This window comes from Sinorhizobium sp. 8-89, from assembly GCF_030124325.1.
In the GTDB taxonomy this organism is placed as follows: Bacteria; Pseudomonadota; Alphaproteobacteria; order Rhizobiales; family Rhizobiaceae; genus Sinorhizobium.
On sequence record NZ_JASKLR010000003.1, the window covers coordinates 93840 to 118402 of the forward strand.

The window sequence follows — 24563 nt, forward strand, 5'->3', positions numbered from 1 at the left end:
CGGACACCCGCTCGATAAAAAATCCATAGCTAAAACAGCTCATTAGAATTTCGCGTGCGTCGCAGCAACGAATGCGCATTGACATTTTGCGTCAACGGGTGAGTAATTGCCCATGAGCAAGGCAAATGCTCATTTTCTTCTGGGAGGAAGTCGATGAACTTGAGAACTTTCCTGCTGGGCACATGCTCGGCAGTCGCTTTGGCGGGTCTGGCCCAAGCAGAAACCCTGACCATCGCGACCGTGAACAACGGCGACATGATCCGGATGCAGAAGCTGACGGATGATTTCACCTCTAAAAATCCGGATATTCAGCTCGAGTGGGTAACGCTCGAGGAAAACGTGCTGCGCCAGCGCGTGACGACGGATATCGCCACGAAGGGCGGGCAGTACGACATCATGACGATCGGCACGTATGAAGTGCCGATCTGGGCCAAGCAGGGCTGGCTGCTGCCGCTCGACAATCTTGGCGCCGACTACGACGTCGATGACCTGCTGCCGGCGATCCGCAGCGGACTGACGATCGACGGCAAGCTCTATGCCGCGCCCTTCTACGGCGAAAGCTCGATGGTGATGTACCGCAAGGACCTGTTCGAGAAGGCCGGCCTAACTATGCCGGACGCACCGACCTGGGATTTCATTGCCGAAGCGGCCCGCAAGATCACCGACAAGGACAATGAAATCTACGGCATCTGCCTGCGCGGAAAGGCAGGCTGGGGCGAGAACATGGCCTTCCTGACGGCGACCGCGAATGCCTTCGGTGCGCGCTGGTTCGACGAGAAATGGACGCCGCAGTTCGACCAGCCGGAATGGAAGAACGCACTCGACTTCTACGTCAAGCTGATGAATGACGCAGGCCCGCCCGGTGCCTCCTCGAACGGCTTCAACGAAAACCTGTCGCTCTTCCAGACCGGCAAGTGCGGCATGTGGATCGACGCGACGGTTGCCGCTTCCTTCGTGACCAACCCGAAGGAATCGACGGTTGCCGACAAGGTCGGCTTCGCGCTTGCGCCCGACACCGGGCTCGGCAAGCGCGGCAACTGGCTCTGGGCCTGGAACCTCGCTGTGCCGGCGGGCACGCAAAAGGCGGACGCGGCGCAGAAGTTCATCGCTTGGGCGACCGGCAAGGACTATCTGAAGCTCGTTGCCGAGAAGGAAGGCTGGGCAAACGTGCCTCCCGGCACCCGCACCTCTCTCTATGAGAACCCGGAATACCAGAAGGCGGCGCCGTTTGCGAAGATGACGCTCGACTCGATCAACGCGGCCGACCCGAAGAACCCGGCGGTCAAGCCGGTGCCTTATGTCGGCGTGCAGTTCGTGGCGATTCCGGAATTCCAAGGACTGGGTACGGCTGTCGGCCAGCAGTTCTCGGCCGCACTTGCCGGTCAGATGAGCGTCGATCAGGCGCTTGCGAGCGCGCAGCAACTGACGACCCGCGAAATGACCAAGGCAGGCTACATCAAGTAGGGCTCCCAAGGGCCGGGGCGCTGGCCGGAAACGGCTGGTGTCCCGGCAACTCCCAGGGCGGGAGGGGAAAGCGTCAGGCGGTTCGTCCGCCCGCTTCCCGCTCTGTCTTTTTGGATCGACAGCGGGCGCGTCCGGCATGCGCGGCAAACCGCGCAAGCCCTTTCATGGAACAGCGTTGACAATCACAGGGGAACGCCATGGCGACCTTGCACACCCGCTCCGCCGCGCGGCTGATGATCGCGCCTTCGGTGCTTTTGCTTTTGGCCTGGATGATCGTTCCGTTGGCCATGACCATCTATTTCTCGCTTCTGCGCTACAATCTGCTGATGCCGGGAATGGAAGAGTTCGCCGGCCTCTCCAACTACACTTATTTCCTGACCGACCCGGCCTTCTTCCAGGCGATCTTCAATACGCTCGCCATCGTCCTCGGCGTGTTGTTCATCACGGTGGTCGGCGGCATCGCCCTCGCGCTTCTTCTCGACCAGCCGATGTTCGGGCAGGGGATCGTGCGCATCCTGGTGATCGCGCCCTTCCTGATCATGCCGACCGTTGCGGCGCTGGTCTGGAAAAACATGTTCATGAATCCGGTGAACGGGCTCTTTGCCTGGGTCGCCAAGCTCGTGGGCCTTCAGCCCTATGACTTTCTCGCAAATGCGCCGCTTGTCTCGATCATCATCATCGTCGCCTGGCAATGGCTGCCCTTCGCGACTCTCATTCTTCTGACGGCGTTGCAGTCGCTCGACGAGGAGCAGAAGGAGGCCGCGCAGATGGATGGCGCAGGCGCCTGGAGCCGCTTCTTCTATCTGGTGCTGCCGCATCTTTCTCGTGCGATCACCGTTGTGATCCTGATCCAGACGATCTTCCTGCTCTCGGTCTTCGCCGAGATCCTCGTCACCACCAATGGCGGCCCCGGTACGCAAAGCACGAATCTCACCTTCCTCGTCTATGCGCAGGCTCTCCTGCAGTTCGACGTGGGCGGCGCTTCCGCCGGCGGCATAATCGCGGTCATCCTCGCCAATATCGTCGCATTCTTCCTGATGCGCATGATCGGCAAGACATTGGAGGCTTGAGCCATGGCACGCAATGTTTCGACCCGACGCAAGCTGGTTGTCACGGTCGTCGCCTGGACGGTCGGCATCCTGATCTTCTTCCCGATCCTCTGGACGTTCCTGACGAGCTTCAAGACCGAAGCGCAGGCGATCGCCTCGCCTCCGTCGCTCCTCTTCTTCGATTGGACGACGGAAAACTACCATGAGGTGCAAAGCCGCTCGGACTATTTCAAGCACTTCATGAATTCGGTCGTCGTGTCTTTCGGCTCGACGCTGCTCGGCCTCGTCATCGCCATTCCGTCGGCCTGGGCCATGGCCTTCGCGCCGACGAAGCGGACCAAGGACGTGCTGATGTGGATGCTTTCCACCAAGATGATGCCGCCCGTCGGCGTGCTGGTGCCGATGTATCTGATGTTCCGCAACACGGGGCTTCTCGACACGCGCACCGGCCTGGTGATCGTCCTGACGCTGATCAACCTGCCGATCATCATCTGGATGCTCTACACCTATTTCAAGGAAATCCCCGGCGAGATTCTCGAAGCGGCACGCATGGATGGCGCCTCGCTCTCCAAGGAGATCATCTACGTGCTGACGCCGATGGCGATCCCCGGCATTGCCTCGACGCTGCTCCTCAACATCATTCTCGCCTGGAACGAGGCGTTCTGGACCCTGAACCTGAGCGCGGCGAAAGCGGCACCGCTGACCGCCTTCATCGCCTCCTATTCGAGCCCGGAAGGCCTTTTCTACGCGAAGCTCTCGGCCGCCTCCACGATGGCGATCGCCCCCATCCTCATTCTCGGCTGGTTCTCGCAGAAGCAGCTTGTACGCGGCCTGACCTTCGGCGCGGTCAAATAAGGATACGACCATGGGAAGCATCACACTCAAGAACGTATCGAAAGTCTTCGGCGCCCACGCCGTCATTCCTTCGATCGACCTCGACATCAATGACGGCGAATTCGTCGTCTTCGTCGGGCCGTCCGGCTGCGGCAAGTCCACGCTGCTGCGATTGATCGCGGGGCTGGAAGATGTCAGCGACGGCGAGATCGTCATCGACGGCAAGAAGGCGACCGACCTGCCGCCGGCAAGGCGCGGCCTCTCGATGGTGTTCCAGTCCTATGCGCTTTATCCGCATATGAGCGTGCGCTCCAACATCGCCTTTCCCTTGAAGATGGCGGGCGAGGACAAGGCCGTCATCGACAAGAAGGTGGCTGACGCCGCCCGGGTGCTGAACCTCACCGACTATCTCGACCGCAAACCCCGCCAGCTTTCCGGCGGCCAGCGCCAGCGCGTCGCGATCGGCCGCGCCATTGTCCGTCAGCCGGAAGCCTTCCTGTTCGACGAGCCGCTTTCGAACCTCGATGCGGCGCTGCGTGTCAACATGCGGCTCGAGATCAGTCAGCTTCACCAGCAGCTGAAGACGACGATGGTCTATGTCACCCACGATCAGGTGGAAGCCATGACAATGGCCGACAAGATCGTCGTGCTCAACCGCGGACGGATCGAGCAGGTGGGCTCGCCGCTCGACCTTTATCACAAGCCGGACAATCTCTTCGTCGCGGGCTTTATCGGCTCGCCGAAGATGAATTTTATTTCGGGGGCGCCGGCGGCCACCTATCAGGCCCATACGATCGGCATCCGCCCAGAACATCTGGTGCTTTCGAAGGACCAGGGAACGTGGAGGGGAACGGTTGGTGTGGCCGAACATCTCGGCTCCGACACCTTCCTGCACGTGAACGCCGACAGCATCGGCACATTGACGGCGCGCGTCAGCGGCGATTTCGCCGTGACACATGGCGACCAGGTCTTCCTGACGCCGGACGTCCAGCGCCTGCACAAGTTTGACGAAAAGGGATTGGCAATTCGATGAAACGTCTCGAAGGGAAAAGCGCGCTGATCACCGGGTCCGCGCGGGGAATCGGCCGCGCCTTCGCAGAGGCCTATGTGCGTGAGGGCGCGACGGTCGCGATTGCCGACATCAATATCGACCGGGCGAAGCAGACGGCCGCGGAAATCGGACCGGCAGCCTACGCCGTCGAAATGGATGTGACCCGACAGGAGTCGATCGATGCAGCGATCGCCGCGGTTGTCGAGCGCGCCGGCGGTCTCGATATCCTGATCAACAATGCCGCCCTCTTCGATCTGGCGCCGGTCGTCGAGATCACCAGAGAAAGTTACGAAAAGCTATTCTCCATCAATGTTGCCGGCACGCTCTTCACGCTGCAGGCGGCCGCCAGGCAGATGATTGCGCAGGGGCGCGGCGGTAAGATCATCAACATGGCGAGCCAGGCGGGCCGCCGCGGCGAGGCGCTGGTGGCGGTCTATTGCGCGACCAAGGCTGCCATCATCAGTCTCACGCAATCGGCCGGACTCGATCTCATCAAGCACCGCATCAATGTGAACGCCATTGCCCCGGGCGTCGTCGACGGCGAGCACTGGGAGGGCGTCGACGCGCTCTTTGCCAAGTACGAGAACCGTCCGCTCGGCGAAAAAAAGCGGCTGGTCGGCGAAGACGTCCCTTACGGACGGATGGGCACAGCCGAAGATCTCACCGGCATGGCGATTTTCCTCGCCTCGCCGGAAGCCGACTACATCGTCGCACAGACCTACAACGTCGATGGCGGCAACTGGATGAGCTGAGGCTTCGTCGCAGGACGGGTTCTCGAAAGGAACGATAGGATGACGACCAAACTCTCCCTCGCCACACTCGATGCCGTCAAGGCCAAGGCTGGCGTTCCGAAGTATGATCGGCACGATCTCCGGGCCGGCATCGTCCATTTCGGTGTCGGCAACTTTCACCGCGCGCACCAGGCCGTTTATCTCGACGATCTCTTCAACCTGGGGCTCGACCATGACTGGGCGATCATCGGGGCAGGGGTGTTGCCGTCGGACGAGGTGATGCGGGCCAAGCTCGAAGCGCAGGATTTCCTGACGACGGTGGTGGAACAGGACAACAACCGCACCGGCGCGCATGTCACCGGCGCGATGATCGCCTATCTGAAGCCCGGTGATACGCCGGCCATCGTGGCGCAACTTGCAAGCCCGTTCATTCGCATCGTGTCGCTGACGATCACCGAAGGCGGCTATTTCATCGATCCGGCGTCGGGCGTTTTCAATCCGGCCCACCCGGCCATCGTCGAGGACGCGCGCAATCCAACCTCGCCGAAAACGGTCTTCGGTTTCATTCTGGCAGGCCTCGCCGAGCGTAGAGCCAGGGGCATACCGCCCTTCACCGTCATGTCCTGCGACAATATCCCAGGCAATGGCGAGGTGACGCATGCTGCCGTTTCCGGCCTCGCGCGCCTTTCGGATCCCGCATTCGCGGATTGGATCGACTCCAATGTCGCATTTCCGAATGGCATGGTCGACCGCATCACGCCGGCGACTGGTTCCCGGGAAATCGGTATCGTCGCTTCGGACTACGGCATCGACGATGCATGGCCGGTCTTTTGCGAAGAATTCAAGCAATGGGTGCTGGAGGATCGTTTCCCGCAAGGCCGCCCCGCATTGGAAAAGGTGGGCGTGCAGTTCGTGCCGGACGTCGCGCCTTATGAGCATATGAAGATCCGCATTCTGAACGGCGGCCATGCGGCGATCGCCTATCCGGCCGCGCTGCTCGACATCCATTTCGTCCACGAGGCGATGGAGGAGCCGCTGATCCGCGCCTTTCTCTCAAAACTCGAGCACGACGAGATCATCCCGGTCATTCCGCCGGTTCCGGACACGGATCTCAAGGATTACTACAAGCTGATCGAAACCCGCTTCGCCAATCCGAAGATCGGCGACACGATCCCGCGACTGGCTCAGGACGGTTCGAACCGCCAGCCGAAATTCATCCTGCCTTCGACGGCCGACCGGCTCCGCCGCGGCGAGGACGTCGTGGGTCTTTCGCTCGTGTCCGCCTTCTGGTGCCGCTACTTCGCCGGCAAATCAGACAGCGGCAAGGATATCGTCTTCAACGATGAGAGCGCCGACCGGCTGCAGGCCGCCGCCCTTGCGGCCAAGGACGATCCGATGGCCTTTCTTGGGCTCTCCGACATCTTCGGCGATGTCGCCCGATCCGACCTTTTCCGGCGGCGCTTCGGACATGCATTGAAAACACTCTGGGAAAAGGGCACACGCGCAACGCTCCAGCTCTATCTGGATGGCAAACTCGGGGAATAGAGCCGATGGCGGACGGCCCTGGGCTGATCATTTTCGACTGTGACGGTGTCCTGGTCGACAGCGAGCCGATCTCGCTCGCCGTTCTGGTCGAGGCGCTGGATGCGGCCGGCGTATCGATGACGACGGCGGAGGCGAGCGAACGCTTTCTGGGCCGCAGTCTGAAGACCATGTCCGCTATCCTTCGCGACGAACACGGCCTTGCGACCGACGACGCCTTTCTGGAAGGGATGCGCACGCGTCTCTATGCACGCTTCCGCGAGGAACTGAGGCCCGTTGACGGCATTCGCCGGGCGGTCGAGCAGCTCGATGGTGCTTGCTGCGTTGCTTCGTCGAGCCAGCCCGAGCGCATTCGTCTTTCCTTGACAGTGACCGGACTGATCGACCTTTTCGAGCCACACATCTTCAGCGCAAGCATGGTGGCGCACGGCAAACCGGCACCCGATCTCTTCCTTCATGCGAGCGCGCAAATGGGCTACATCCCCGCCGACTGCATCGTCGTGGAGGATAGCCCGGCCGGTATCGAAGCGGCGAAAGCCGCCGGCATGCGCGTCTTCGCCTTCGCCGGTGCAAGCCACGCGCGAAACGACCTGCACCGGCAGGCGCTGGCCAGACTGGATCCCGATGTGCTGTTTGACGACATGGGCGAATTGATACAGTTTGTCCGGCAGTAATTCAGAACAGGATCGCGGATCGTGCAGCGGTTTTCTGTCCGTGTCCGACTCTGAGCTCTCTAAAATCACCATGATCTCGGGACGGGGACTTCCATTGATGCGCGAATTGGTCGTTGCGGTCGATATCGGAACCGGTAGCGCCCGTGCCGGCTTTTTCGACCGGAAAGGCAAGCTTCTCGCGCGGGCCGACAGGCCGATTGCCATGAACCGGCCGGAAGAAAACCACGCCGAGCATGACTCCGAGGATATCTGGGCGGCCGTGTGCGGGGCGGTCAAGGCGGCACGAGACAACGCCGGTGTCCGGCCCGAGAGCGTTGCGGCCATCGGTTTCGACGCGACCTGCTCGCTTGTCGTGCGCGACCGCGATGGCGCACCGCTTTCGGTCAATCGCGGCGGTGAAGCGCGCTGGGACACGATAGTCTGGCTGGATCACCGGGCGCTGGCGGAGGCCGATTTCTGTACGTCGACGGAGCATCCCGTTCTTCATCATTCCGGCCGCGTGATGTCGCCGGAGATGGAAATGCCGAAGCTGATGTGGCTGAAGCGGAACCTGCCGCGGCAATGGGAGAGGGCGGGCTATTTTTTCGATCTTGCGGATTACATGTCGTGGCGCGCGACAGGCAGCGCGGCTCGCTCGCGGTGCACCCTGACGGCAAAATGGAATTATCTGGCGCACAAGGGGAGTGGCTGGCAGCAGGACTATCTCGAACAGATCGGTCTCGGGGACCTTCTCGACCGGGGAAGATTGCCTGACGAAACCCTGCCCGTCGGAAGTGCCGTCGGGCGCTTGAGCGCGGCGGCGGCGGCGGAGCTTGGGCTCGATACGGAATGCCGCGTTGCACCGGGGCTGATCGACGCCTATGCCGGCGCGCTCGGCGTGCTCGGTGGATTTGCCGCCGAGCCCGCAAATCTCGAACGGCAGCTGGCCCTCATCGGCGGCACGTCAAGCTGCATCGTCGCCTTTTCGCGCGATATGAAGCCCGGCTTCGGCATGTGGGGGCCGTATTTCGAAGCGGTGTTTCCGGGCTGCTGGTTGGTCGAGGGCGGGCAATCGGCGACAGGCGCGCTCCTCGACCATATCGTCCGCATGCATGGTGCCGGGCGGGAGCCGACCGCGGAGACGCACATGAAGATCATCGAGCGCGTGCAGGAACTGCGTGCGCTGCACGGCCCGAGCTTCGCCGGACGACTGCACGTCCTACCTGATTTTCACGGCAACCGGTCGCCGCTGGCCGATCCGCATGCGCTCGGCGTCATCAGCGGCCTCGCGCTCGATTCATCCTTTGATGCGCTTTGCCGTCTCTACTGGCGCACCTGTGTTGCGATTGCGCTCGGAATACGGCACATCCTCGAGATGATGAAAGGGGCGGGATATAACCTCGACACGCTGCACGTGACCGGCGGCCATGTGCGCAATCCGTTGCTGATGGAGCTCTATTGCGACGCCACCGGCTGCCGCGTCGTTGCGCCCGAGACGCCCGATGCAGTGCTGCTCGGCACCGCGATGGCGGCTGCTGTCGCCGGCGGTCTCTATTCCGGTCTCGCAAAGGCCGGATCGGCAATGGCGTGCGGCGGCGAGGTCCGTCTTCCCGATGCTGCCTCGCGCGACTTCTACGACCGCGACTATCGGCGGTTTCTCACGCTTTACCGGCATCGCGCCGAGCTGGAGGCGATGCGATAACGGTGCCGCGTCGATGTCATTTTTTATTGGAACCTTTTTTTCCTTCGCGCGTTTTTGCGTACAACCGGACGGTGGCGCACATCGCCCCCAATGTGACGCCGGAGGCATACCGCCGGTTGCCAACTCACATCCCCTCTGTGAGTTGATTCAGCTCAGCCAGTGCCCTTCCCTCGGCACTGGCTGTTTTGCGTTTGGCACCGTGAGCTTTTCAGAAAGATCTCAGGAATATCGCGGTTGGTTTGCGGCTCAGGCCGCCGCTTTCGTCGACTCGTTGAAGAAGAGTGCCTGGCTGATAAGCGCCTTGACCATGTCAGGGTTGAAGGGCTTTGTAACAAGGAATGTCGGCTCGGGCCGTTCGCCGGTAAGCAGCCTTTCGGGGAATGCGGTGATGAAAATCACCGGGATGGCGCTGGTTTTAAGGATCTCGTTGACGGCATCTATGCCGGAACTGCCGTCGGCCAACTGGATGTCGGCGAGCACCATTCCCGGCTTGGTTTCCTTGTAAAGAGCGATTGCCTCGTCCCGGGTGCGTGCAATACCGGTGACGTGATGGCCGAGGCTCTTGACCATCTGTTCGATGTCGATCGCGATCAGCGGTTCATCCTCTATAATCATGATATCGGTGGCAACCTGGCGGGAGATTTCCTGCGAGGCCCGCTCGAGAAGATCGCTTAATCTGGCTGAATCGACGTTAAGCACCTCTGCAGCCTCGGATGGGCTGAAGCCCTCGACCGACACGAGCAGAAAGGCCTGGCGAGCAAGCGGTGACACCGCCGCAAGGTTGACCGACGCCCGTTGTTCCCAGGCGAAGGGCGAAACCGGCTCCGGGATCAGGACCGAGGATGAACCAAACAATGAAGTGTAGAGGCGAAACAAGGCGACCCTGTCGCTGCTTGCTTCTGGAAAGATCGTGGTATCGGCGATAAGAGCTTCAAGAACCGCGGCTACATAAGCATCGCCCGAAGTTTGTGAGCCGGTCAGCGCGCGTGAGTAACGGCGCAAATAAGGCAGAAGTGGAGCGATCCGGTTCGACAGTGCCATGCAGGACTCCCTCGGTCAGTTTTTTATTTCTGTCACCACGCGGAAACGCCCCGCCGAAAAAAAGGTTCCGCGCCGGAACATTTCATTTTTCCTCTGCGTTATGGTGCAGGCGAACTCTCGAAGGTGACGATTGTAAAATGAGGTATAATTCAGGGGCAGGGCGGCCGATTGGCACAAGCTCGTCGACCGACGATCCGAATGCACAGATCGCGGCGAAGCTGAAAGCGCTCTATCAATCAGTACAGGAGGAGGCGATTCCAACCCGCTTTCTCGATCTGCTGGAAAAGCTGGACGCAGCGGAACAGCACTCGACTCTGCAAGGCCGATCGGCTCTGCAAGGCAGGGAGTAACCGCCGGAATGTCGTCCGAAAACCAAGAATTCAAGCGTGAGATGCTTGCTGCACTGCCAAGCCTGCGCGCTTTTGCCATGTCGCTGATCGGTCGCCACGACCGCGCGGACGATCTCGTGCAAGACACGATCATGAAAGCCTGGGCGAAACAGGACCATTTCGAGATCGGTACCAACATGAAGGCTTGGCTCTTTACGATCCTGCGCAACGAGCTTTACAGCCAGATGCGCAAGCGCGGCCGGGAGATCCAGGACAGCGACGGCCATTTCACCGAAACCCTTGCCCACCACCCCGAGCAATATGGTTCGCTCGATCTTCAGGATTTCCGGCGGGCTTTGGATCAGCTGCCACCGGACCAGCGTGAAGCCATCATTCTGGTCGGCGCGTCCGGTTTTTCCTACGAAGAAGCCGCCACGATCTGCGGCTGCGCACTGGGCACCATCAAGAGCCGGGTCAATCGCGCCCGCCAGCGTCTGCAGGAAATTCTCCAGGTGAAGGGCGAGAACGATTACGGCCCTGATGAGACGTCGGCGCCCATCACCTCGCGCGCCTTCGTTTCATGATATTCTCGCGCGCTCTCGACGTCAGACCGTTGCAAGGCGAAGGCGGTCCTGCTTTTTTGCTGCGAGCACCGATCACTGGTGTGACGGCCGGAACCTGCTACAGCGTCCTTTGCGCGTCTTTTCAGACGCGCAAAGGACGCTGTAGCACTTTGAACTGCTGCATGTTCTTAACCTTAGATCGGGTACGATTTAAGGAAACATGCAGTGGACCCTGATCGGTTCTGCTGCGGGTGCGCGACTTGGAGTTGGACCGGATGCGCGAGAAGACCGAGGCGATGCTTCCAGCGGTAGCGCAGGTGCTCGACACCCCCGAAAGACTTGGCGTGCTGCATGCGGTCGTACCCGACATGGCGGTGCCGGACGGCGACTTCGACGGTCTTGCGAAGCTCGCGGCAAGCCTGTTCAGCGCGCCGATCGCGATCGTCAGCCTTGTTGACATTGAGTGGCAATGGTTCAAGGCGGCCGTCGGAACGACGGAAACGCGACAACGTTGCGACGAAACCTTCTGTCTCCACACAATTGCGGACCCCGACAGCGTCCTCGTGGTGCTCGATGCTTCCCGGCATCCGCTATTTCGTCATCGGCCAAGGGTAACCGATGCGCCGTTCCTGCGGTTCTATGCAGGCGCCTGCATTCTTCTGGACGGCCAGGCGGTCGGTACCGTCTGCGTCTTCGATGTGGCACCGCGCCAGGAGATCGCGCCGAAACTGGTCGATGACCTTCGCCGGGTCGCCGATGTTGCGGCCTCGCTGCTCAAGCTGAAGGATGAGGCGCGCCGACGTGCACTCAAGGAAGCGGCACTTTCGCGCGAGGAGCAACGCCTCGCCATGGCGCTTGACGCGGCAAATGTCGGCAGTTGGCTCTGGGACATCCGTGCCGGCGTGGTTGCGGGCAACAGCGCGATGATGCGCATGTTCAGGCTCCCGGCCGAGCGTTCCGTAGGTGCCAAGACGATTTTCGCCGCCATTCATCCCGACGATCGCATCGCGACATTCTCCAAGCTCAGGGAGGCTATGGCGGCGAACGAGGAATATGACGGCATGTTTCGCATCCGCGACAGCGGGCGCTGGCTGCTTGGTCGCGGCAGGGTGCTCGACCGCGACGGCAAGGGTGCTCCGCTGACCTTCCTGGGCATGACCATTGACGTCACAGATCAGCAGGAGTCGGTGCAGCGGACGCGACTTCTGCTCAAGGAACTGAATCACCGGGTCAAGAATACCTTGGCAATGCTGCAGTCGCTGGCGCGTCAGACGCTTCGACAGACGAGCGATCCGGTGGAATTCATGGCGGCATTTGCGGGCCGGCTCCAGGCCATCTCGGACGCACACGGGCTGCTGTCCGACTACGAATGGGGCACGATCCACCTTTCCGAGCTGATATCGAAGCAGTTGCGCCCCTATGTCAGCGACTATGCCGAACAGGTCGAGATCCACAAGGACGAAATCCTGCTGGGGCCGGACCAGGCGGTTGGCCTTGGGCTGGTGCTGCACGAGCTGGCGACGAACGCCGTGAAGTACGGCTCGCTTTCGGTGCCGAAGGGCAAGGTCGTGCTGACGGCGCGCAGCGTCGTCGAAGACGGTGGTGCCGTCTTGCACCTGACCTGGACGGAGGTGGGCGGTCCCCCGGTTCGCGAACCCAGACGACGGGGCTTCGGCTCGATCCTGATCGAACGCAGCCTCGACAAGGTCATCGGCAGTTCCGTCAAGGTGGAATACCTGCCGGCCGGCGTGACCGCGCTGATCCGGCTGCCACTATAGTTGTGATTGCCCTAACCTCTCTTGGCAGGCGGGAGCGGGGGGTTGAGAGACTGTGGTTTGCCGGGGAGAAGGTGACCCGCAGGCCCGATTGAGGGGCGTTTACCGCGCCAGATCATGCCGCCTCGGCGCGAAATCAGCGCTCTTCGCTGCGACGGCGGCCCTTGCCGAGACCAAGCAGGGCTCCGACCGCGATGGCTGTCGCGGCGGCGAGCAGCGGCTGCTTTCGCACGATGCTTCCGGCGGCAACAAGCGCCAGATTCGCCTGAAGCGCCGCGCGGCGCCTGCGCGCTTCGGCGAGCCGTCGATCGCGGGCACGAAGCGCTGCCATGACGCCGAGAAGGATCAACGCCGTCACGAACAGAATGACCGCCATCGTGGTAGCGGCTGCCACGGGCGAATAGCGTGCCGCGAGAAACAACGCGACCGCTGCCAGCGCGAAGACGTAAGCGGTGCCGAGCAAGATCGCGATGACCGCCCATAGAACAACGTTGCGCCTGTAGCGTGAGGCGGTGGCGGTCACGTCGACTGCGAGCAAGGCGGACAAGGCGGCCCCGAGGGTTCCCATGCAAGCTACTCCGATCACCCGTCAAGCGGTACAGGAAGCGCGGGCTTTCCTGCGGCTGGTCGTTCACCCCTATGGAAATGTTATCGGCGCAGAAGCGCAGCCGCGATAAGGCCTATCGCCGCCGCAGCGCCGAGCGTTGCGATCGGATGCTCGCGCACCGCCCTGCGGATCTCTCTTTCCGTTCCGGAATAGCGGTCGCGCAAATCCGAGAGCAGTTGCTCGCCGCTGGTCAGCAGATTTTCAAGATCGGCTTCGGCCCGATCGCGCGCGCCCTTCGCCTTGGCTTTCGCGTCGTGGGAAACGGCCGCCCCGCGCTCGCTGAGCAGTCCGACCAGCGCCGCTATGTCCTCGCGAATTTCGTGGAGTTGATCTTCGATAGGGGATTCGCCGTGTCCGCCGTTGCGTTTCCTGGTGCTCGAACTCGAGAAGAGGCCCGTTGCCATGATATGAAGCTCCCTTTCGCTGCAACGCCGGCCAAGACAGCCGGCGCGTGTTCAACCCCCATCGGCGAGGCACGCCTCGGCCGACATTCAGCGGAACAACGCACGAAGGCGAGTTTTGTTTCGATAAATCCTGCCCTTATCGCAAACAGCTTCCGGCAGCTTGGAAAAAGGCGCGCAGGCGGCCGATCAGATCGCCACCGATTGCGGCAGTACAAAGGGAACGTCTTGTGCCGGGGTGACATTGACCTGCATCCGGCATCCGAACACGGCTTCCATGGTTTCGTCGGTCAAGACCTTCCTTGGCGGCCCGCTTGCGCGGACACGGCCGGCCTTCATCATCACCATCTGGTCCGCGAACATGGCGGTCAGATTAAGATCATGCATGACTGCGACCACGCCGCCTCCGCGTTCGCAGAATTGGCGTGCCAGCTGCATGATCGTCAGCTGGTGGCGGATGTCGAGGCTCGATACAGGCTCGTCGAGCAGGAGATAGCGGGGCTCGCCATCGCTGACCGGCGCCGAGATCTGGCAAAGGACACGCGCAAGCTGGACGCGCTGCTGCTCGCCACCCGAGAGCTCTTGATAGAAGCGTCCGGCAAAGCCTGCCAGGTCGACGGCTTCGAGCGCATCGTCGGCGATGCGGGCGTTGGCGGCATGGCTGCCCGTGCCGCCGGCCGAAAGGCCGAGACGGACGATTTCGCGTACCGTGAAGGGGAAGGAAATAACCGTCGATTGCGGCAGGACGCCGCGTTTCAGCGCAAGCTCCCATGGCCTGAGGCCGGTGAGATCATGCCCATTGATGGTCACCCTGCCGGTTTCGGGCGACAGTTCGCCCGAAACCGCCTTCAAGGTGGTTGTCTTGCCCGATCCGTTCGGTCCGACGATCGCGGTCATCGTACCGGCAGCGGCAGCGAACGAGACGCCGTGGAGGACCTGCCTGCCCCCAAGCCGAACGGAGATATCGGAAACGGTGATCATGACGCGCTCTCAAAGTCCCATGTTCGATCGGCCGCGCAGCAGGATCCAGAGAAAGAAGGGCGCGCCGACGAAGGCGGTGATGATGCCGATCGGCAATTCGGCGGGGGCAACAATCGTTCGGGCCAGCATGTCGGCAAAGATCAGCATCGTCCCGCCGAGGAGGGCCGAGGCGGGCAGCAGGTAGCGGTGGTCCGGACCGATGACGAGGCGCAGAAGATGCGGCACGACGATGCCGACGAAACCGATGCCGCCGCTGACCGCAACGGAGGCACCGGTCGCGGCCGCAACGCTCAGGATCGCGACGTTCTTCAGGCGCTGGACGGGAACGCCCATGTGGAATGCCGCCGCTTCGCCGAGCGTGATCGCGTTCAAGCCGCGTGCCAGAAAGGGGACCACGGCAAGCGACATGAGCATGATTGGGGCGGCGGCGAGAATTTTCGTCCAGTTGGCGCCGGCAAGCGAACCGAGCCCCCAGAAGGTCAGGTCTCGCAGTTGCTTGTCATCGGCAATAAAGACGAGGACGCCCGTGACCGCACCGGTGAGCGCGCCGAGCGCAATGCCCGCAAGCAGCATTGTCGCCACCGACGTCTGGCCGCCGCGCGTCGCAATGCGGTAGAGGAGGAGGGTCGTGGCGAGGCCGCCGAAGAAAGCAGCGATTGGAAGCGCGTAGAAACCCACGAGCGCAAAGAGCGGGCCGAACAGGCTGGCGCCGAGTACGATCAGCAGAACGGCGCCAAGACTCGCGCCGGACGAAACGCCGACGAGACCGGGATCGGCGAGCGGATTGCGGAACAGGCCCTGCATGACCACGCCGGAGACGGCGAGGGACGCGCCGACCAGCAGGCCAAGCACGGCCCGCGGCAGGCGGATGTCGAGGATGATGATGCGGTCGCGGGCACTCAGCGCCTGGTCAGCTCCCTCTGCGCCGGCAAGCCAATCGAAGACATTGTATAGCGAGGCGTCGGCGGCGCCGGTCATGATCGACGTGACGAATGTTGCCGCCGCAAGAACCGCGAGCACGACAATCAGCAGGCGCGCAAGCCCCGAACGGTTCCCCGCGCGCCATTCGCTGACGATATTGGCGGCGAAGGCAGGCGCGCGCATGCTGCCTTCCATCGCCTCACTGCGGGGCATTGGTCTTCTTTCCGTAGATTGCGGCGTTCAGTTCACGTATCGCACCGGCGGTGCGGGGGCCGAAGCCGAGCATGTGCAACCCGTCCATGCGGATCAGCACCTTGTTCTTCGCGGCCGGCGTCAAGCTCAGGGCGGGCATGGCGAACAGCTCGTCGACGCCGGCCGAATGATCGCCGCCCCGGGTCATCATCAGGATCACATCCGGCTTGGCTTCGATGATCGCCTCGTCGGTCAGCGCCTTGTAGCCCGGAAATGCGCCAGCGGCATTGACCGCGCCTGAAAGCTCGATAATGCCGTTTGCCGCCGTGCCCGTGCCGGAAGCCAGTATCTTGCCGCCCTGGGTGCTGAGAATGAAGAGGACGCGTTTGCGTTCGCTCTCGGGGCGCTTGGACGTCTCCGCGAGCGCGGCATCGAGATCCTGCTCCACGGATTTTGCGAGCGCCTCCGCCTTTTCCTCAACGCCGAGAAAGGCCCCGACCGCGCGGATCTTCGCGACGATACCGTTCCTGTCGAATGTCTCGGGAACGCTGGTGAAGGGAATGTTCGCCTCCTTCAGCACCGCGAGCGCCTCCGGCGGTCCGCTACCGTCGACTGCCACGATCGCCGTCGGATTGACAGCGATGATCCCTTCCGGCGCCAATTGCCGCATGTAGCCGACATCGGGAAGCTTCGTTGCCGCTTCCGGATAGGTGCTGGTGGAATCGCGACCGACGAGGCGGTTTTCCTCGCCGAGCGCGTAGATGATCTCGGTAACCGCACCGCCGACCGACACAACGCGGGAAACGTCCGGTCGCTGCATGTCCTCGGCCATTGCCGGGCGCAGGAAGGAGGGGCCTCCGGGGGCCAGCGTCGGCAGCAGCAGCGGCGCGGAAAGCGCGAAGGCGGCAAGCGCCAGCTCCCAACGGCGAAGGCGGCGGAAATCGAGACCGGTAATCATGATCGTTCCTCAGGCTGCGACGGTCGTGTTCAGCCGGGGCAGGCCTTCCACGAGGCTGCGCCACTCGGGCCGTTCGGCCAGACCTTCCTTACGCTTGCCAAAGAACTGAATGACCATCTCGCCCTTGGCGTCGAGCGCCTCAAGCGAGGTCACATGCCCGTCCGTTGTCGGTTTGCGCACGGCCCACAATTCGGCGATATGGTCCGTGCGCAGATGGAGATGGAAGCTCGGATCCATGACGTTGAGCCACGGGCCCATCACTCCGATGCGGGCAACCGGACCGGAATGGATCTGGATCACGCCGTGGTTGCCGACGAAGCACATGATCGGCAGTTCGATTTCCGCGCCGCCGCGCATCATCGCCTCGACGCCGGTCGGATCGAGGCGCCACGCCAGGTCCTCGCCGACGACATGCAAGGCTTGGCGCCGGCCGATCTTCAGGTGGCGCAACATTCCGTGGAACTGATGAGTATCGGTCAGCTTCGTCCAGCGCTCCCTGAGTTCCGTGGCGTCGACCGCGACATTGTGCCCGTCGTCGCTCGTCGGTGCGCTCGTGTCGGCGACGAAATCCTGTGACTGGTCAGGGAGACGGAAGTCCTCGACGATCCTTTCGTAGGCGGCGAGGTTCGAGGCGGGGCGCAGGTGAACCTTGTGGACGGCGTTGCCCCACTTGTCGAAGAATTGCAAGCTGCGGCGGATATCACCGTTGGAGTCTGTCTTGCTGACGGCAAAGCCGTGGGCCCAGGAGCTGGGAAAGATGCGCAGGTCGATTTCGGAACCCAGCACCAGGGCGGCGGCCTTTCCTGCCTTGATGTTTTCGTAGACGCCGATCTTCTCGTGGACCGCACTTTCGTTGCGGGTGAGCGCCAGCACTTCGCCCAGCTCCTCGACCCGCTCCAGAAAGCGGTTGGCGTCGCCATCGATGCGGACCGTGGTGATGCCGCATTCTGCCGCGACGAACGCGGCTTCCGACGCGCCGAGCTGCGCAGCGATATCGCGCTCGCGCAGCTTCGGGTTCGCTGCGCGGTAGGCGCGGATTTCGGAAGGGGTTGGGCGAATGCTGTCGATCATTGTCTTCTGCCTATTTATTCAGGATCAATTTGCCCTGACGGGTGATCTTCATCCGGTAGATCGTACCGTCGTGCGAAATGAGGATCTCGCTTTCGCCGCGGAAAAGGTCGCGGCTTTCCACGATTCGCTGGGTTCGACCGGCAAGGGTCGGCTGCGAGGGGCGCGCGTTATCTTTATCGTTAGGTGTCACGGTCTCGGCCAGTTCGCGAGGGACGTACCGGCTGTTTCCCGAATTCCTCCCGCGTATTCCTATTAGTATCTTGACTTCATTACTCATATTTATTTAAGGACGCAATACCGGATTATTACAGTCAAGTTAGAGCGTGAGCCTTCGGGAATTCCGGGCAAGGCGCGCAGATGTCGAGTGGTGTTATGATGACGCGTCTTTTCCGTTTCGCCTTTTCGGCCGCATTCTTGCTCCTTCCCGCTGTCGCACCTGCTATCGCGCAGGAGGCTGCGGCTTCCGGGGGGCTCGCTATCGAGCTGAACGACGTCGCTCCTTCGGAGAAGGGCTGCAAACTGACGTTCGTTGCCGGCAACGCGCTGGCGCAGTCGCTCTCGAAAGTCTCCTTCGAATTCGTCCTCTTCGATCAGCAGGGACTGGTGGAGCGCATGGCCGTGCTCGACTTCCGTGATCTGCCTGCCGGCAAGACGAGGGTGCGCCAATTCGATCTGCCGGGCACGAAATGCGAGTCGGTGAAAAGTCTCCTGATCAATGATGCACCGGCATGTGTCGGCGAAGGCGTCGACAAGAACACCTGCATGACGGGTCTCAAGACCGGTTCCAAGTCGGCGGTCGAGCTCAAGGGCTGAGCGGTGCCGGCCGGTCGGCGATGAAGGTAAGGCATCGATGAAGCAGACGGTGAAATGGACGGGGGCGATCGCGCTGTCGCTTCTTGCACACGCAAGCGGCGCGATGCTGGTCAGCCCAGATAAAGAGGTCGTCCAAACTGCCGGCGGCGCTGTCACGGAAGTGACGCTGCTTGGCGACGCTTTCGCGCAAACGCTCCAGGCGGGTGATCCCTCTGACATCGTCGAGCCGACGGAAGATATGGCGGAAGAGCTGAAACCGGACGAGATTCAGCCGACGGAGGAACTGAGCGAGGAAGTGCCGCCGACCACGCAGGAGGTCGTCTCTGAACAGCCGTCCGACATCACGCCGCCGGAGACGGACGTCATCCTGCCGCCGGACGAGATGCCCACCCTTCAGCAGCCGGAGCCGGCGGTCACAGCCAGCGTAGCGCCCGTCGAGACCGTCGTTCCGGAAGAAAAGCCGGAGCCGGAAAAGGTCGAGAAGCCGAAGGTAGAAAAGCCGGAGCCGAAGAAGGAGCCGGTGAAGAAAAAGAAAGTCACGCGGAAAAAAGCCGGAGACGGCGGCGAGCAAGCGAAGTCGCAGGTCAAGGGCAAGGCCGACGGCGTCGAAAATGCCGCGGCGAGCGCCGCCGCAGGCAACAAGGGGAGCGTTGCGCAGCAATCGGGCAACGCCGCAGCATCGAACTATCCCGGCAAGGTGCGCAGCAAGCTCAACCGGGCATTCCGCTATCCCTCCGAGGCAAAGCGCCAGCGGTTGCGCGGCGTCGCCCACGTTCGCTTCACCGTAACCTCCGGTGGTGGCGTGGTGGGCGTCAGCGTGGCGAAAAGCGCAGGCTCAACGATCCTCGATGAAGCGGCACTCGATACTGTACGCCGCGCGGCCCCCTTCCCGGCGATTCCTGCCGGTGCAGGTCGCGACAGCTGGGTTTTCACCATCCCGCTGACGTTCACCACCCGTTAAATACCGTTCGCACGCCTGCGGAAGACCGTTTTTCACCTTCGCTATGGCCCGTAACTGGGTGGCAAACGCCGGATGAGTGGTGGCAGCGGAGGCCCGTGAATGGTCCAAAAAAATATGAATTAAAAACTCATGTTTATACTTTACTCTGATTATCAAGTTTAATAGGTTGCGACCGTCACGCAACCGTTCGGTGTGTGCTCTGAATCAATCCCGAGGGTGATCGACGGCGAAGTGCCGCGTGCCACGGAAGCAAGATGGAGAGGAATGCATGCGCGGCAAGCGGCAGAACGCAGGCAAGGGCAGCAAGGGCAAAGCGGCGAACACAACGCTCGAACCGAGGCCCGATGCCGGCAAGGCGACGCTCGAGGGCCGCAGCTTTCTCTATGTCGGTGGCCGGGACTGCCAGGTTGCCCATCTGCGTGAGATCGCCAGTTCCTTCGGTGCAGAGTTGATCCATCACGACGGGGGCCTGCGCGAAGCGGTGTCGCGCATCGACCGCGTCCTTCCTTCAGTCGATTGCGTCTTCTGCCCCATAGATTGCATCAGCCACGACGCGTGTCTTCGCGTGAAGACCGGCTGCAAGAAGTGGGGCAAGGCCTTCGTGCCGCTGCGCAATGGCTCGAAATCCAGCCTTGAGCGGGCGCTGCAGGATCTCACCACCCACAGCCGAGACAGCTGACCTTATACGAAGACATGCCACGCGTGCGCATGGGCGCGCCGTGCCCGGAGAATTGACGATGAATGATGAGCGCCCGGATCAAATGATGATGATCGGTCTTCACAAGCTGGCCTCGCAGTTCGGCGATGGACTGGTGCCTGAACTTTACGAACTCATGACCCGCCGCGCCCGCTTGCTGGAGGAAAATGCGAACGTTGCCGAGTTTCCCACTTGGCAGGCGCGGCAGCCGGGCAGGGATCCTCTCGGGCTTGCGTCAGCGCTTGAGGGGGTTATCCTGCCTTTCCCGAGCGCCGGGGTCGAGACCCCGTTGAAAAAGGATCATGCACAGGGGCGATGAGATGTACTTCGCGATGAACCGTTTCCGTATTGCGATCGGCCAGGAAGAGGCTTTCGAAGCCGTCTGGAAGGGCCGGGACTCGAGCCTCGCCGAAATGCCCGGCTTCATCTCGTTCCATCTGCTTCGCGGAGAAAGCGTGCCGGAAGAGGGCTACACACCCTTCATTTCGAAATCGACCTGGGAAAGCAAGGACGCCTTCATCGCCTGGACGAAGTCGGAAAATTTCCGAGCGGCGCACAGGAGCGCCGGCGACAACAAGGCGATGTATCTCGGTCCGCCGAAATTCGAGGGTTACTCGGTGGTCGAGGGCGCCTAGATCAATTCATTGAAACAGTGAAATGGTCCAACTCGTCGAAACTGCCCAATTTCAGACGGAAAGCCGTTACACACTTTCCCCGGAATTGCTCCAAGCCGCGTCCATTCCGGCAGCCCTCAGCTTGCCTTCGACGGCAGAAACGTCCCGAGCGCCACGGTGATCCAGCCGGCCATCATCGTTAGTCCGCCAAGCGGTGCCGACATCGGGAAAAGACCATGGCTGAGAGCATGGCGGGCGGTGAGATCACCCGCGAAGAGCGCAGTGCCCGTGGCCAGCAACAATGCCGCGATCGCGGCCGTACGGAAATGCGCCCACCCCGCATGGAGCGCGACAAGCGCCGGCGCGTGGGCGAGGCACATGGCGGAGGCGCCGCCGAGAAGCCGCGGATCGGCGCCATGCGACGCCGCTGCTGCCGCGGCGACACCGGCAACCCCCATCAGCCCGGCGACGAAAAGCACTGTCCCTCGCGTTCCGCTGTTCGGCATCGAAGACTATTCCTTGTTCTGCATGTGATAGGCGAGCCGCGTGATCGGTTCGAGAATGATTGCTCGCAACTTCGGATGGGCAACCGTCTCCTCGAGCGCGCGTGTGAAGCAAAGCAGCCACTCGTCTCGCTCGGCGGCGCCGATCTCCGCGACGAAGTGGCGACGCCGCAGCATCGGATGACCGCGCTTTTCTATGTAGATTGGCGGTCCGCCGAGCCAGCCGGTCAGATATTCGTAAAACTTTTCCTCGCTGCCTGAGAGATCCGGCGGATGGACGGCCCGGCACCGGGCAGCCTCCGGGAGGCTGTCCATGAGCGCATAGAAACGTCGTGTGAGTGCGCGAACCGTGGCGTCGCCGCCGATCGCTTCATAGAGTGTCGTCGTCTCGGTTTCCGGCATGTCGTCGTCCTTTACCGATCTGGTATAACGCGATCCGCCTTGCGACAATCTCTTTCATCATTTCCGTTTGCGGCCTTTCATCGCGCCGAGCACGTGACATATACACTTGACAAACCGTCCAGACGGTATCTTTATGTGGCATGTCAAACGCCTATCACAGGAAAAAACAGCCCGAGCGGGTTCGTCAGCAACTGCTGGAGGTCGCCGCGCGCCTGTCGCTGGAGCAGGGCATCGGTGCCGTGACGCTGGACGCCGTGTCGCAGGCGGCAGGCGTCAGCAAAGGCGGGCTCCTGCACCATTTTCCCAACAAGCTCGCCCTGCTTGACGGCCTGTTCGACGAGCTCGTCGCGCGCTTCGATCGGGCGATCGAGGAGGCGATGGCGGGCGACAATGTCGAGCGGGGGCGGTTCACGCGCGCCTATCTGACCGTCTGCCTTGCGCTGGAGGCGAAAGCGGATGGGAAGGGGTGGCAGGTACTGACGATTGCATTGCTTGCCGAACCGCATCTCAAGGCGCGTTGGCGCGAGTGGGTGGCGCAGCGCGCGGCTGAGTTCGCCGAGACCGATTCCTCGGCGAACTGCCTTCTCGCCCGTTTTGCCGCCGACGGCATTTGGCTCGCGGACCTGCTTGAGAGCCATGAACTCGATGCACAGACGCGGTCGTTTCTGCTCCAGAAGCTCAAGGCGCTGTCACTGCAATAATACAGCAAAGAAGTCGGAGCAGATCGCTCTCACCTATCACCGGAGACATCCCATGAACCCCGCCATGCTCTATACGGTCCTGGTGATCGCAATCGTCTTCGAGGTTCTTGGCACCTCCGCGATGCAGGCGGCGCAGCATTTCTCGCGGCTGGCGCCCACAGTGGTCATGGTGCTGTGCTATGCTGTCGCGTTCTTTTTCCTGTCCTATACGCTGCGCTATATTCCGGTCGGCATCGCCTATGCGCTGTGGAGCGGCCTCGGCATCGTGCTGATCTCGCTCGCCGGCTATCTCGTCTTCGGCCAGAAGCTCGACCTGCCGGCGATCCTTGGGTTGTCGCTCATCATCGCCGGCGTGCTGGTCCTCAATCTCTTTTCCAAGTCGACGTTTCACTGAGCGCTTGAAGGTCCGCGTGACGGGCCGTGCTCAAGACGGTGTTCGCGCTGCCCTCAGGGCGTCACGGCTGAGCCGACGGTATTTTCCATGGATTGGCCGAAGCGGCGAACCTGGTCATCGTAGTTCTCGCGTGTGCGCGGATCGAAGATCATGATCGGCGTCGAGACGGCGATACTGGCGGCGCTGCCGACGGTCTGCGCGGTGCCGAGCGCAACGGCTCCAACACGTTCGCCGAGCCCGACATCGGAATCCGTTACCGTCTGGCCGGCAATGAGCCGATTGCCGAGGAGCTGCACGACCTCCGGGCTCTCGGCGAACTTGCCATGGTTGAGCCTGTCCCCGCCTTTAAGCGCGGTCAGATCGAGCACGGTTATCCCTGCCTTTTCGAGCTGGCTCCTGTAGGGCTCGACCGACGGGTCGATCTGCCCGAGCCTGTCGATATTGCCTGAGATCCGCCGGGAGACGGTCAGTGCGCGGTCATCGCGCGAAACGAAGAGCGTGAACTTGGGCCTCGATTTGCCCATGGCCTCCAACTGCTTGGCGAAGACGTCGACGTCGAGATCGGGCGAGGCGAGGATGACATCGGTGATCTTGGGGGCGATACGGCCGTCGCGGATCGCCATCTGCCGCAGGGCCTCGACCGTCAGCCAGGATCCCATCGAATGCGCCATCAGCGTAATTTGGCCGACAGACGGGTCCTTGGATGCGCGGTGCAGGAGTTCCTCGAGGGCGTCGCGGGAATAGTTGGTGCTTTCCTTGTCGTAGTTGTAGTCGAAGATGCTGGCCCGCGACGGCCAGGTGAAGATGACCGGAGCGACATCGGCGCCCGAATCGTGGACGATCTGGGCATAACGGTAGACCGCATCCTCGAACCGGTTGTTGAAGCCGTGAATGAAGATCAGGACGCGACGGTTCTCCGGCATTTGCGCGTTAAGCCAGCCTTGCGCTTCCGGGCCTGGCGTCAGCGGCTTGACGCTGACCGTCGAGAATTCACGCGTCGGATCGGCCGGCAGCTTCTTTGGCCACTGGACCTGACCGACTTTCCGGTTGCTGGCCGGAGGAATCGAGACAACGATTTCGGTCAGCGACAGTTGAGGCGCGCGCTCGCCGGTGTAGAGAATGCCGGGGTCGGCCGACGGAGCGCGCGTTGTTGCCACCAGCAGGTCAACTTCCGATGCGCCGGCCGCCGTACCCGAGGGAACCAGAACCCCGACGGGGCGACCGCCGCAGCCGGCGACCGACAGCATCAATCCCAGGCAAAGCAGCGTGCGGCGCGACCGCGTTCTCAAACTCACAAACCGGATTGGCGGCAACCTCGACACTCCCCGCACAGCTTTCGACGGTCGTCGTGACCGAACATGATCGTACGCAAGCTCGCGTTCGGCGAAAGCCATGGCAGATTTTCTGCCGGTGGACACCTTTCGAATGGCGTTTTTCTATGGCGCTCCGGTATCGTCGCCCTTTCCGCGGTGCATTCATGCAACATTTCGCTACAGGCAGCGCTGGGAAAAACCCTTGAAATTCATTGAAATGGTCGATGCGTTTCAATAGCATCGCCGCGTCCCTTCTTTGGATGCGGCATGGAAGAATTCCATCCGATCTCCCTGATAACG

At 62.0% G+C, this 24563-nt stretch carries 30 protein-coding genes; 19 read left to right on the forward strand and 11 right to left on the reverse strand.

All coding sequences use genetic code 11. The features are described 5' to 3' along the window. Positions 1-153 precede the first annotated feature (153 nt). From QN219_RS07765 to QN219_RS07800, 8 genes are all read left to right on the forward strand, one after another. On the forward strand, positions 154-1464 hold the full coding sequence (locus QN219_RS07765) for a sugar ABC transporter substrate-binding protein (protein WP_283999027.1): 1311 nt from the start codon (positions 154-156) through the stop codon (positions 1462-1464). Between the two features lie 197 nt (positions 1465-1661). Beyond that, positions 1662-2534 carry a sugar ABC transporter permease gene (locus QN219_RS07770; protein WP_283999028.1) on the forward strand — a complete coding sequence of 291 codons (873 nt, stop codon included), beginning with the start codon at positions 1662-1664 and terminating at the stop codon, positions 2532-2534. 3 nt (positions 2535-2537) lie between these two features. Beyond that, entirely contained in the window at positions 2538-3368 is an 831-nt protein-coding gene (locus QN219_RS07775) for a carbohydrate ABC transporter permease (protein WP_283999029.1), read from the forward strand. A gap of 10 nt (positions 3369-3378) precedes the next feature. Then, entirely contained in the window at positions 3379-4380 is a 1002-nt protein-coding gene (locus QN219_RS07780; RefSeq protein ID WP_283999030.1) for an ABC transporter ATP-binding protein, read from the forward strand. Then, positions 4377-5150: an L-iditol 2-dehydrogenase gene (locus tag QN219_RS07785; protein ID WP_283999031.1), complete on the forward strand. Its 774-nt coding sequence runs from the start codon at positions 4377-4379 to the stop codon at positions 5148-5150. The genes QN219_RS07780 and QN219_RS07785 overlap by 4 nt, the downstream gene beginning before the upstream one ends. 39 nt (positions 5151-5189) lie before the next feature. Continuing rightward, positions 5190-6674 (forward strand): mannitol dehydrogenase family protein, encoded by a 1485-nt coding sequence (locus tag QN219_RS07790; RefSeq protein ID WP_283999032.1) that lies wholly within the window; start codon positions 5190-5192, stop codon positions 6672-6674. 5 nt (positions 6675-6679) lie between these two features. Further along, positions 6680-7345, forward strand: a complete 666-nt coding sequence (locus QN219_RS07795) for an HAD family hydrolase (protein ID WP_283999033.1) — start codon at positions 6680-6682, stop codon at positions 7343-7345. A 97-nt stretch (positions 7346-7442) separates the two neighbouring features. Beyond that, positions 7443-9026 (forward strand): FGGY-family carbohydrate kinase, encoded by a 1584-nt coding sequence (locus tag QN219_RS07800; protein WP_283999034.1) that lies wholly within the window; start codon positions 7443-7445, stop codon positions 9024-9026. 246 nt (positions 9027-9272) lie between these two features. Here the strand turns inward: QN219_RS07800 and QN219_RS07805 are convergent, their stop codons facing one another. Further along, complete coding sequence (locus tag QN219_RS07805) at positions 9273-10067, reverse strand: response regulator (protein WP_283999035.1); 795 nt, start codon at positions 10065-10067, stop codon at positions 9273-9275. Between the two features lie 137 nt (positions 10068-10204). On the opposite strand from QN219_RS07805, the gene QN219_RS07810 reads away from it, so the two are divergent. The 3 genes from QN219_RS07810 to QN219_RS07820 all read left to right on the forward strand — a co-directional run bounded on the left by QN219_RS07810 (position 10205) and on the right by QN219_RS07820 (position 12737). Beyond that, positions 10205-10417, forward strand: a complete 213-nt coding sequence (locus QN219_RS07810; protein ID WP_283999036.1) for a NepR family anti-sigma factor — start codon at positions 10205-10207, stop codon at positions 10415-10417. Between the two features lie 8 nt (positions 10418-10425). Beyond that, positions 10426-10980: an RNA polymerase sigma factor gene (locus tag QN219_RS07815; protein WP_283999037.1), complete on the forward strand. Its 555-nt coding sequence runs from the start codon at positions 10426-10428 to the stop codon at positions 10978-10980. Positions 10981-11234: 254 nt separating this feature from the next. Next, a complete protein-coding gene (locus QN219_RS07820; RefSeq protein ID WP_283999038.1) occupies positions 11235-12737 on the forward strand; it encodes a sensor histidine kinase in 1503 nt (500 codons plus the stop codon). A gap of 133 nt (positions 12738-12870) precedes the next feature. Here QN219_RS07820 and QN219_RS07825 read toward each other — a convergent pair whose 3' ends face one another. From QN219_RS07825 to hemP, 7 genes are all read right to left on the reverse strand, one after another. Next, positions 12871-13302, reverse strand: a complete 432-nt coding sequence (locus QN219_RS07825) for a hypothetical protein (protein WP_283999039.1) — start codon at positions 13300-13302, stop codon at positions 12871-12873. Positions 13303-13382: 80 nt separating this feature from the next. Next, complete coding sequence (locus QN219_RS07830) at positions 13383-13745, reverse strand: hypothetical protein (RefSeq protein WP_283999040.1); 363 nt, start codon at positions 13743-13745, stop codon at positions 13383-13385. A gap of 186 nt (positions 13746-13931) precedes the next feature. Further along, positions 13932-14723 carry a heme ABC transporter ATP-binding protein gene (locus QN219_RS07835; RefSeq protein ID WP_283999041.1) on the reverse strand — a complete coding sequence of 264 codons (792 nt, stop codon included), beginning with the start codon at positions 14721-14723 and terminating at the stop codon, positions 13932-13934. Positions 14724-14732: 9 nt separating this feature from the next. After that, on the reverse strand, positions 14733-15857 hold the full coding sequence (locus tag QN219_RS07840; RefSeq protein WP_283999042.1) for an iron ABC transporter permease: 1125 nt from the start codon (positions 15855-15857) through the stop codon (positions 14733-14735). Then, positions 15844-16794, reverse strand: coding sequence for a hemin ABC transporter substrate-binding protein (locus QN219_RS07845; RefSeq protein WP_283999043.1), 951 nt, complete (start codon positions 16792-16794; stop codon positions 15844-15846). The genes QN219_RS07840 and QN219_RS07845 overlap by 14 nt, the downstream gene beginning before the upstream one ends. A 9-nt stretch (positions 16795-16803) precedes the next feature. Then, positions 16804-17865, reverse strand: coding sequence for a hemin-degrading factor (locus QN219_RS07850; RefSeq protein ID WP_283999045.1), 1062 nt, complete (start codon positions 17863-17865; stop codon positions 16804-16806). 10 nt (positions 17866-17875) lie between these two features. After that, complete coding sequence (hemP, locus tag QN219_RS07855; RefSeq protein ID WP_405052106.1) at positions 17876-18142, reverse strand: hemin uptake protein HemP; 267 nt, start codon at positions 18140-18142, stop codon at positions 17876-17878. A gap of 98 nt (positions 18143-18240) precedes the next feature. Here hemP and QN219_RS07860 point away from each other — a divergent pair, with 98 nt between their 5' ends. From QN219_RS07860 to QN219_RS07880, 5 genes are all read left to right on the forward strand, one after another. Next, positions 18241-18678 (forward strand): hypothetical protein, encoded by a 438-nt coding sequence (locus QN219_RS07860; protein ID WP_283999046.1) that lies wholly within the window; start codon positions 18241-18243, stop codon positions 18676-18678. Between the two features lie 37 nt (positions 18679-18715). Continuing rightward, positions 18716-19639, forward strand: coding sequence for a TonB family protein (locus QN219_RS07865; RefSeq protein ID WP_283999047.1), 924 nt, complete (start codon positions 18716-18718; stop codon positions 19637-19639). Between the two features lie 268 nt (positions 19640-19907). Continuing rightward, positions 19908-20318 (forward strand): DUF2325 domain-containing protein, encoded by a 411-nt coding sequence (locus tag QN219_RS07870; RefSeq protein WP_283999048.1) that lies wholly within the window; start codon positions 19908-19910, stop codon positions 20316-20318. 58 nt (positions 20319-20376) lie between these two features. Next, positions 20377-20655, forward strand: coding sequence for a hypothetical protein (locus tag QN219_RS07875; protein ID WP_283999049.1), 279 nt, complete (start codon positions 20377-20379; stop codon positions 20653-20655). A 1-nt stretch (position 20656) separates the two neighbouring features. Then, positions 20657-20971: an antibiotic biosynthesis monooxygenase gene (locus QN219_RS07880; protein WP_283999488.1), complete on the forward strand. Its 315-nt coding sequence runs from the start codon at positions 20657-20659 to the stop codon at positions 20969-20971. 116 nt (positions 20972-21087) lie between these two features. Here the strand turns inward: QN219_RS07880 and QN219_RS07885 are convergent, their stop codons facing one another. Together QN219_RS07885 and QN219_RS07890 are read right to left on the reverse strand one after the other, a co-directional pair. Further along, on the reverse strand, positions 21088-21456 hold the full coding sequence (locus QN219_RS07885; protein WP_283999050.1) for a DUF423 domain-containing protein: 369 nt from the start codon (positions 21454-21456) through the stop codon (positions 21088-21090). A 6-nt stretch (positions 21457-21462) separates the two neighbouring features. Then, on the reverse strand, positions 21463-21855 hold the full coding sequence (locus tag QN219_RS07890; RefSeq protein ID WP_283999051.1) for a globin: 393 nt from the start codon (positions 21853-21855) through the stop codon (positions 21463-21465). Between the two features lie 140 nt (positions 21856-21995). Here QN219_RS07890 and QN219_RS07895 point away from each other — a divergent pair, with 140 nt between their 5' ends. After that, positions 21996-22556 carry a TetR/AcrR family transcriptional regulator gene (locus QN219_RS07895; protein WP_283999052.1) on the forward strand — a complete coding sequence of 187 codons (561 nt, stop codon included), beginning with the start codon at positions 21996-21998 and terminating at the stop codon, positions 22554-22556. A gap of 52 nt (positions 22557-22608) precedes the next feature. Continuing rightward, on the forward strand, positions 22609-22950 hold the full coding sequence (locus QN219_RS07900) for an SMR family transporter (protein WP_283999053.1): 342 nt from the start codon (positions 22609-22611) through the stop codon (positions 22948-22950). 53 nt (positions 22951-23003) lie between these two features. On the opposite strand, the gene QN219_RS07905 is transcribed toward QN219_RS07900, so the two are convergent. Then, entirely contained in the window at positions 23004-24197 is a 1194-nt protein-coding gene (locus tag QN219_RS07905; protein ID WP_283999489.1) for an alpha/beta hydrolase, read from the reverse strand. 145 nt (positions 24198-24342) lie between these two features. Here QN219_RS07905 and QN219_RS07910 point away from each other — a divergent pair, with 145 nt between their 5' ends. Beyond that, the gene (locus QN219_RS07910; RefSeq protein ID WP_283999054.1) at positions 24343-24501 is read left to right on the forward strand and encodes a hypothetical protein; all 159 of its coding nucleotides are present in this window, start codon (positions 24343-24345) and stop codon (positions 24499-24501) included. Positions 24502-24563: the final 62 nt, after the last annotated feature.

Bases quoted from the DNA above. Each gene is read 5' to 3' on its own strand.
- QN219_RS07765 (WP_283999027.1), top strand. From the start codon at position 154: ATGAACTTGAGAACTTTCCTGCTGGGCACATGCTCGGCAGTCGCTTTG.
- QN219_RS07770 (WP_283999028.1), top strand. From the start codon at position 1,662: ATGGCGACCTTGCACACCCGCTCCGCCGCGCGGCTGATGATCGCGCCT.
- QN219_RS07775 (WP_283999029.1), top strand. From the start codon at position 2,538: ATGGCACGCAATGTTTCGACCCGACGCAAGCTGGTTGTCACGGTCGTC.
- QN219_RS07780 (WP_283999030.1), top strand. From the start codon at position 3,379: ATGGGAAGCATCACACTCAAGAACGTATCGAAAGTCTTCGGCGCCCAC.
- QN219_RS07785 (WP_283999031.1), top strand. From the start codon at position 4,377: ATGAAACGTCTCGAAGGGAAAAGCGCGCTGATCACCGGGTCCGCGCGG.
- QN219_RS07790 (WP_283999032.1), top strand. From the start codon at position 5,190: ATGACGACCAAACTCTCCCTCGCCACACTCGATGCCGTCAAGGCCAAG.
- QN219_RS07795 (WP_283999033.1), top strand. From the start codon at position 6,680: ATGGCGGACGGCCCTGGGCTGATCATTTTCGACTGTGACGGTGTCCTG.
- QN219_RS07800 (WP_283999034.1), top strand. From the start codon at position 7,443: ATGCGCGAATTGGTCGTTGCGGTCGATATCGGAACCGGTAGCGCCCGT.
- QN219_RS07805 (WP_283999035.1), bottom strand. From the start codon at position 10,067: ATGGCACTGTCGAACCGGATCGCTCCACTTCTGCCTTATTTGCGCCGT.
- QN219_RS07810 (WP_283999036.1), top strand. From the start codon at position 10,205: ATGAGGTATAATTCAGGGGCAGGGCGGCCGATTGGCACAAGCTCGTCG.
- QN219_RS07815 (WP_283999037.1), top strand. From the start codon at position 10,426: ATGTCGTCCGAAAACCAAGAATTCAAGCGTGAGATGCTTGCTGCACTG.
- QN219_RS07820 (WP_283999038.1), top strand. From the start codon at position 11,235: ATGCGCGAGAAGACCGAGGCGATGCTTCCAGCGGTAGCGCAGGTGCTC.
- QN219_RS07825 (WP_283999039.1), bottom strand. From the start codon at position 13,302: ATGGGAACCCTCGGGGCCGCCTTGTCCGCCTTGCTCGCAGTCGACGTG.
- QN219_RS07830 (WP_283999040.1), bottom strand. From the start codon at position 13,745: ATGGCAACGGGCCTCTTCTCGAGTTCGAGCACCAGGAAACGCAACGGC.
- QN219_RS07835 (WP_283999041.1), bottom strand. From the start codon at position 14,723: ATGATCACCGTTTCCGATATCTCCGTTCGGCTTGGGGGCAGGCAGGTC.
- QN219_RS07840 (WP_283999042.1), bottom strand. From the start codon at position 15,857: ATGCCCCGCAGTGAGGCGATGGAAGGCAGCATGCGCGCGCCTGCCTTC.
- QN219_RS07845 (WP_283999043.1), bottom strand. From the start codon at position 16,794: ATGATTACCGGTCTCGATTTCCGCCGCCTTCGCCGTTGGGAGCTGGCG.
- QN219_RS07850 (WP_283999045.1), bottom strand. From the start codon at position 17,865: ATGATCGACAGCATTCGCCCAACCCCTTCCGAAATCCGCGCCTACCGC.
- hemP (WP_405052106.1), bottom strand. From the start codon at position 18,142: ATGAGTAATGAAGTCAAGATACTAATAGGAATACGCGGGAGGAATTCG.
- QN219_RS07860 (WP_283999046.1), top strand. From the start codon at position 18,241: ATGACGCGTCTTTTCCGTTTCGCCTTTTCGGCCGCATTCTTGCTCCTT.
- QN219_RS07865 (WP_283999047.1), top strand. From the start codon at position 18,716: ATGAAGCAGACGGTGAAATGGACGGGGGCGATCGCGCTGTCGCTTCTT.
- QN219_RS07870 (WP_283999048.1), top strand. From the start codon at position 19,908: ATGCGCGGCAAGCGGCAGAACGCAGGCAAGGGCAGCAAGGGCAAAGCG.
- QN219_RS07875 (WP_283999049.1), top strand. From the start codon at position 20,377: ATGAATGATGAGCGCCCGGATCAAATGATGATGATCGGTCTTCACAAG.
- QN219_RS07880 (WP_283999488.1), top strand. From the start codon at position 20,657: ATGTACTTCGCGATGAACCGTTTCCGTATTGCGATCGGCCAGGAAGAG.
- QN219_RS07885 (WP_283999050.1), bottom strand. From the start codon at position 21,456: ATGCCGAACAGCGGAACGCGAGGGACAGTGCTTTTCGTCGCCGGGCTG.
- QN219_RS07890 (WP_283999051.1), bottom strand. From the start codon at position 21,855: ATGCCGGAAACCGAGACGACGACACTCTATGAAGCGATCGGCGGCGAC.
- QN219_RS07895 (WP_283999052.1), top strand. From the start codon at position 21,996: ATGTCAAACGCCTATCACAGGAAAAAACAGCCCGAGCGGGTTCGTCAG.
- QN219_RS07900 (WP_283999053.1), top strand. From the start codon at position 22,609: ATGAACCCCGCCATGCTCTATACGGTCCTGGTGATCGCAATCGTCTTC.
- QN219_RS07905 (WP_283999489.1), bottom strand. From the start codon at position 24,197: ATGCTGTCGGTCGCCGGCTGCGGCGGTCGCCCCGTCGGGGTTCTGGTT.
- QN219_RS07910 (WP_283999054.1), top strand. From the start codon at position 24,343: ATGGCAGATTTTCTGCCGGTGGACACCTTTCGAATGGCGTTTTTCTAT.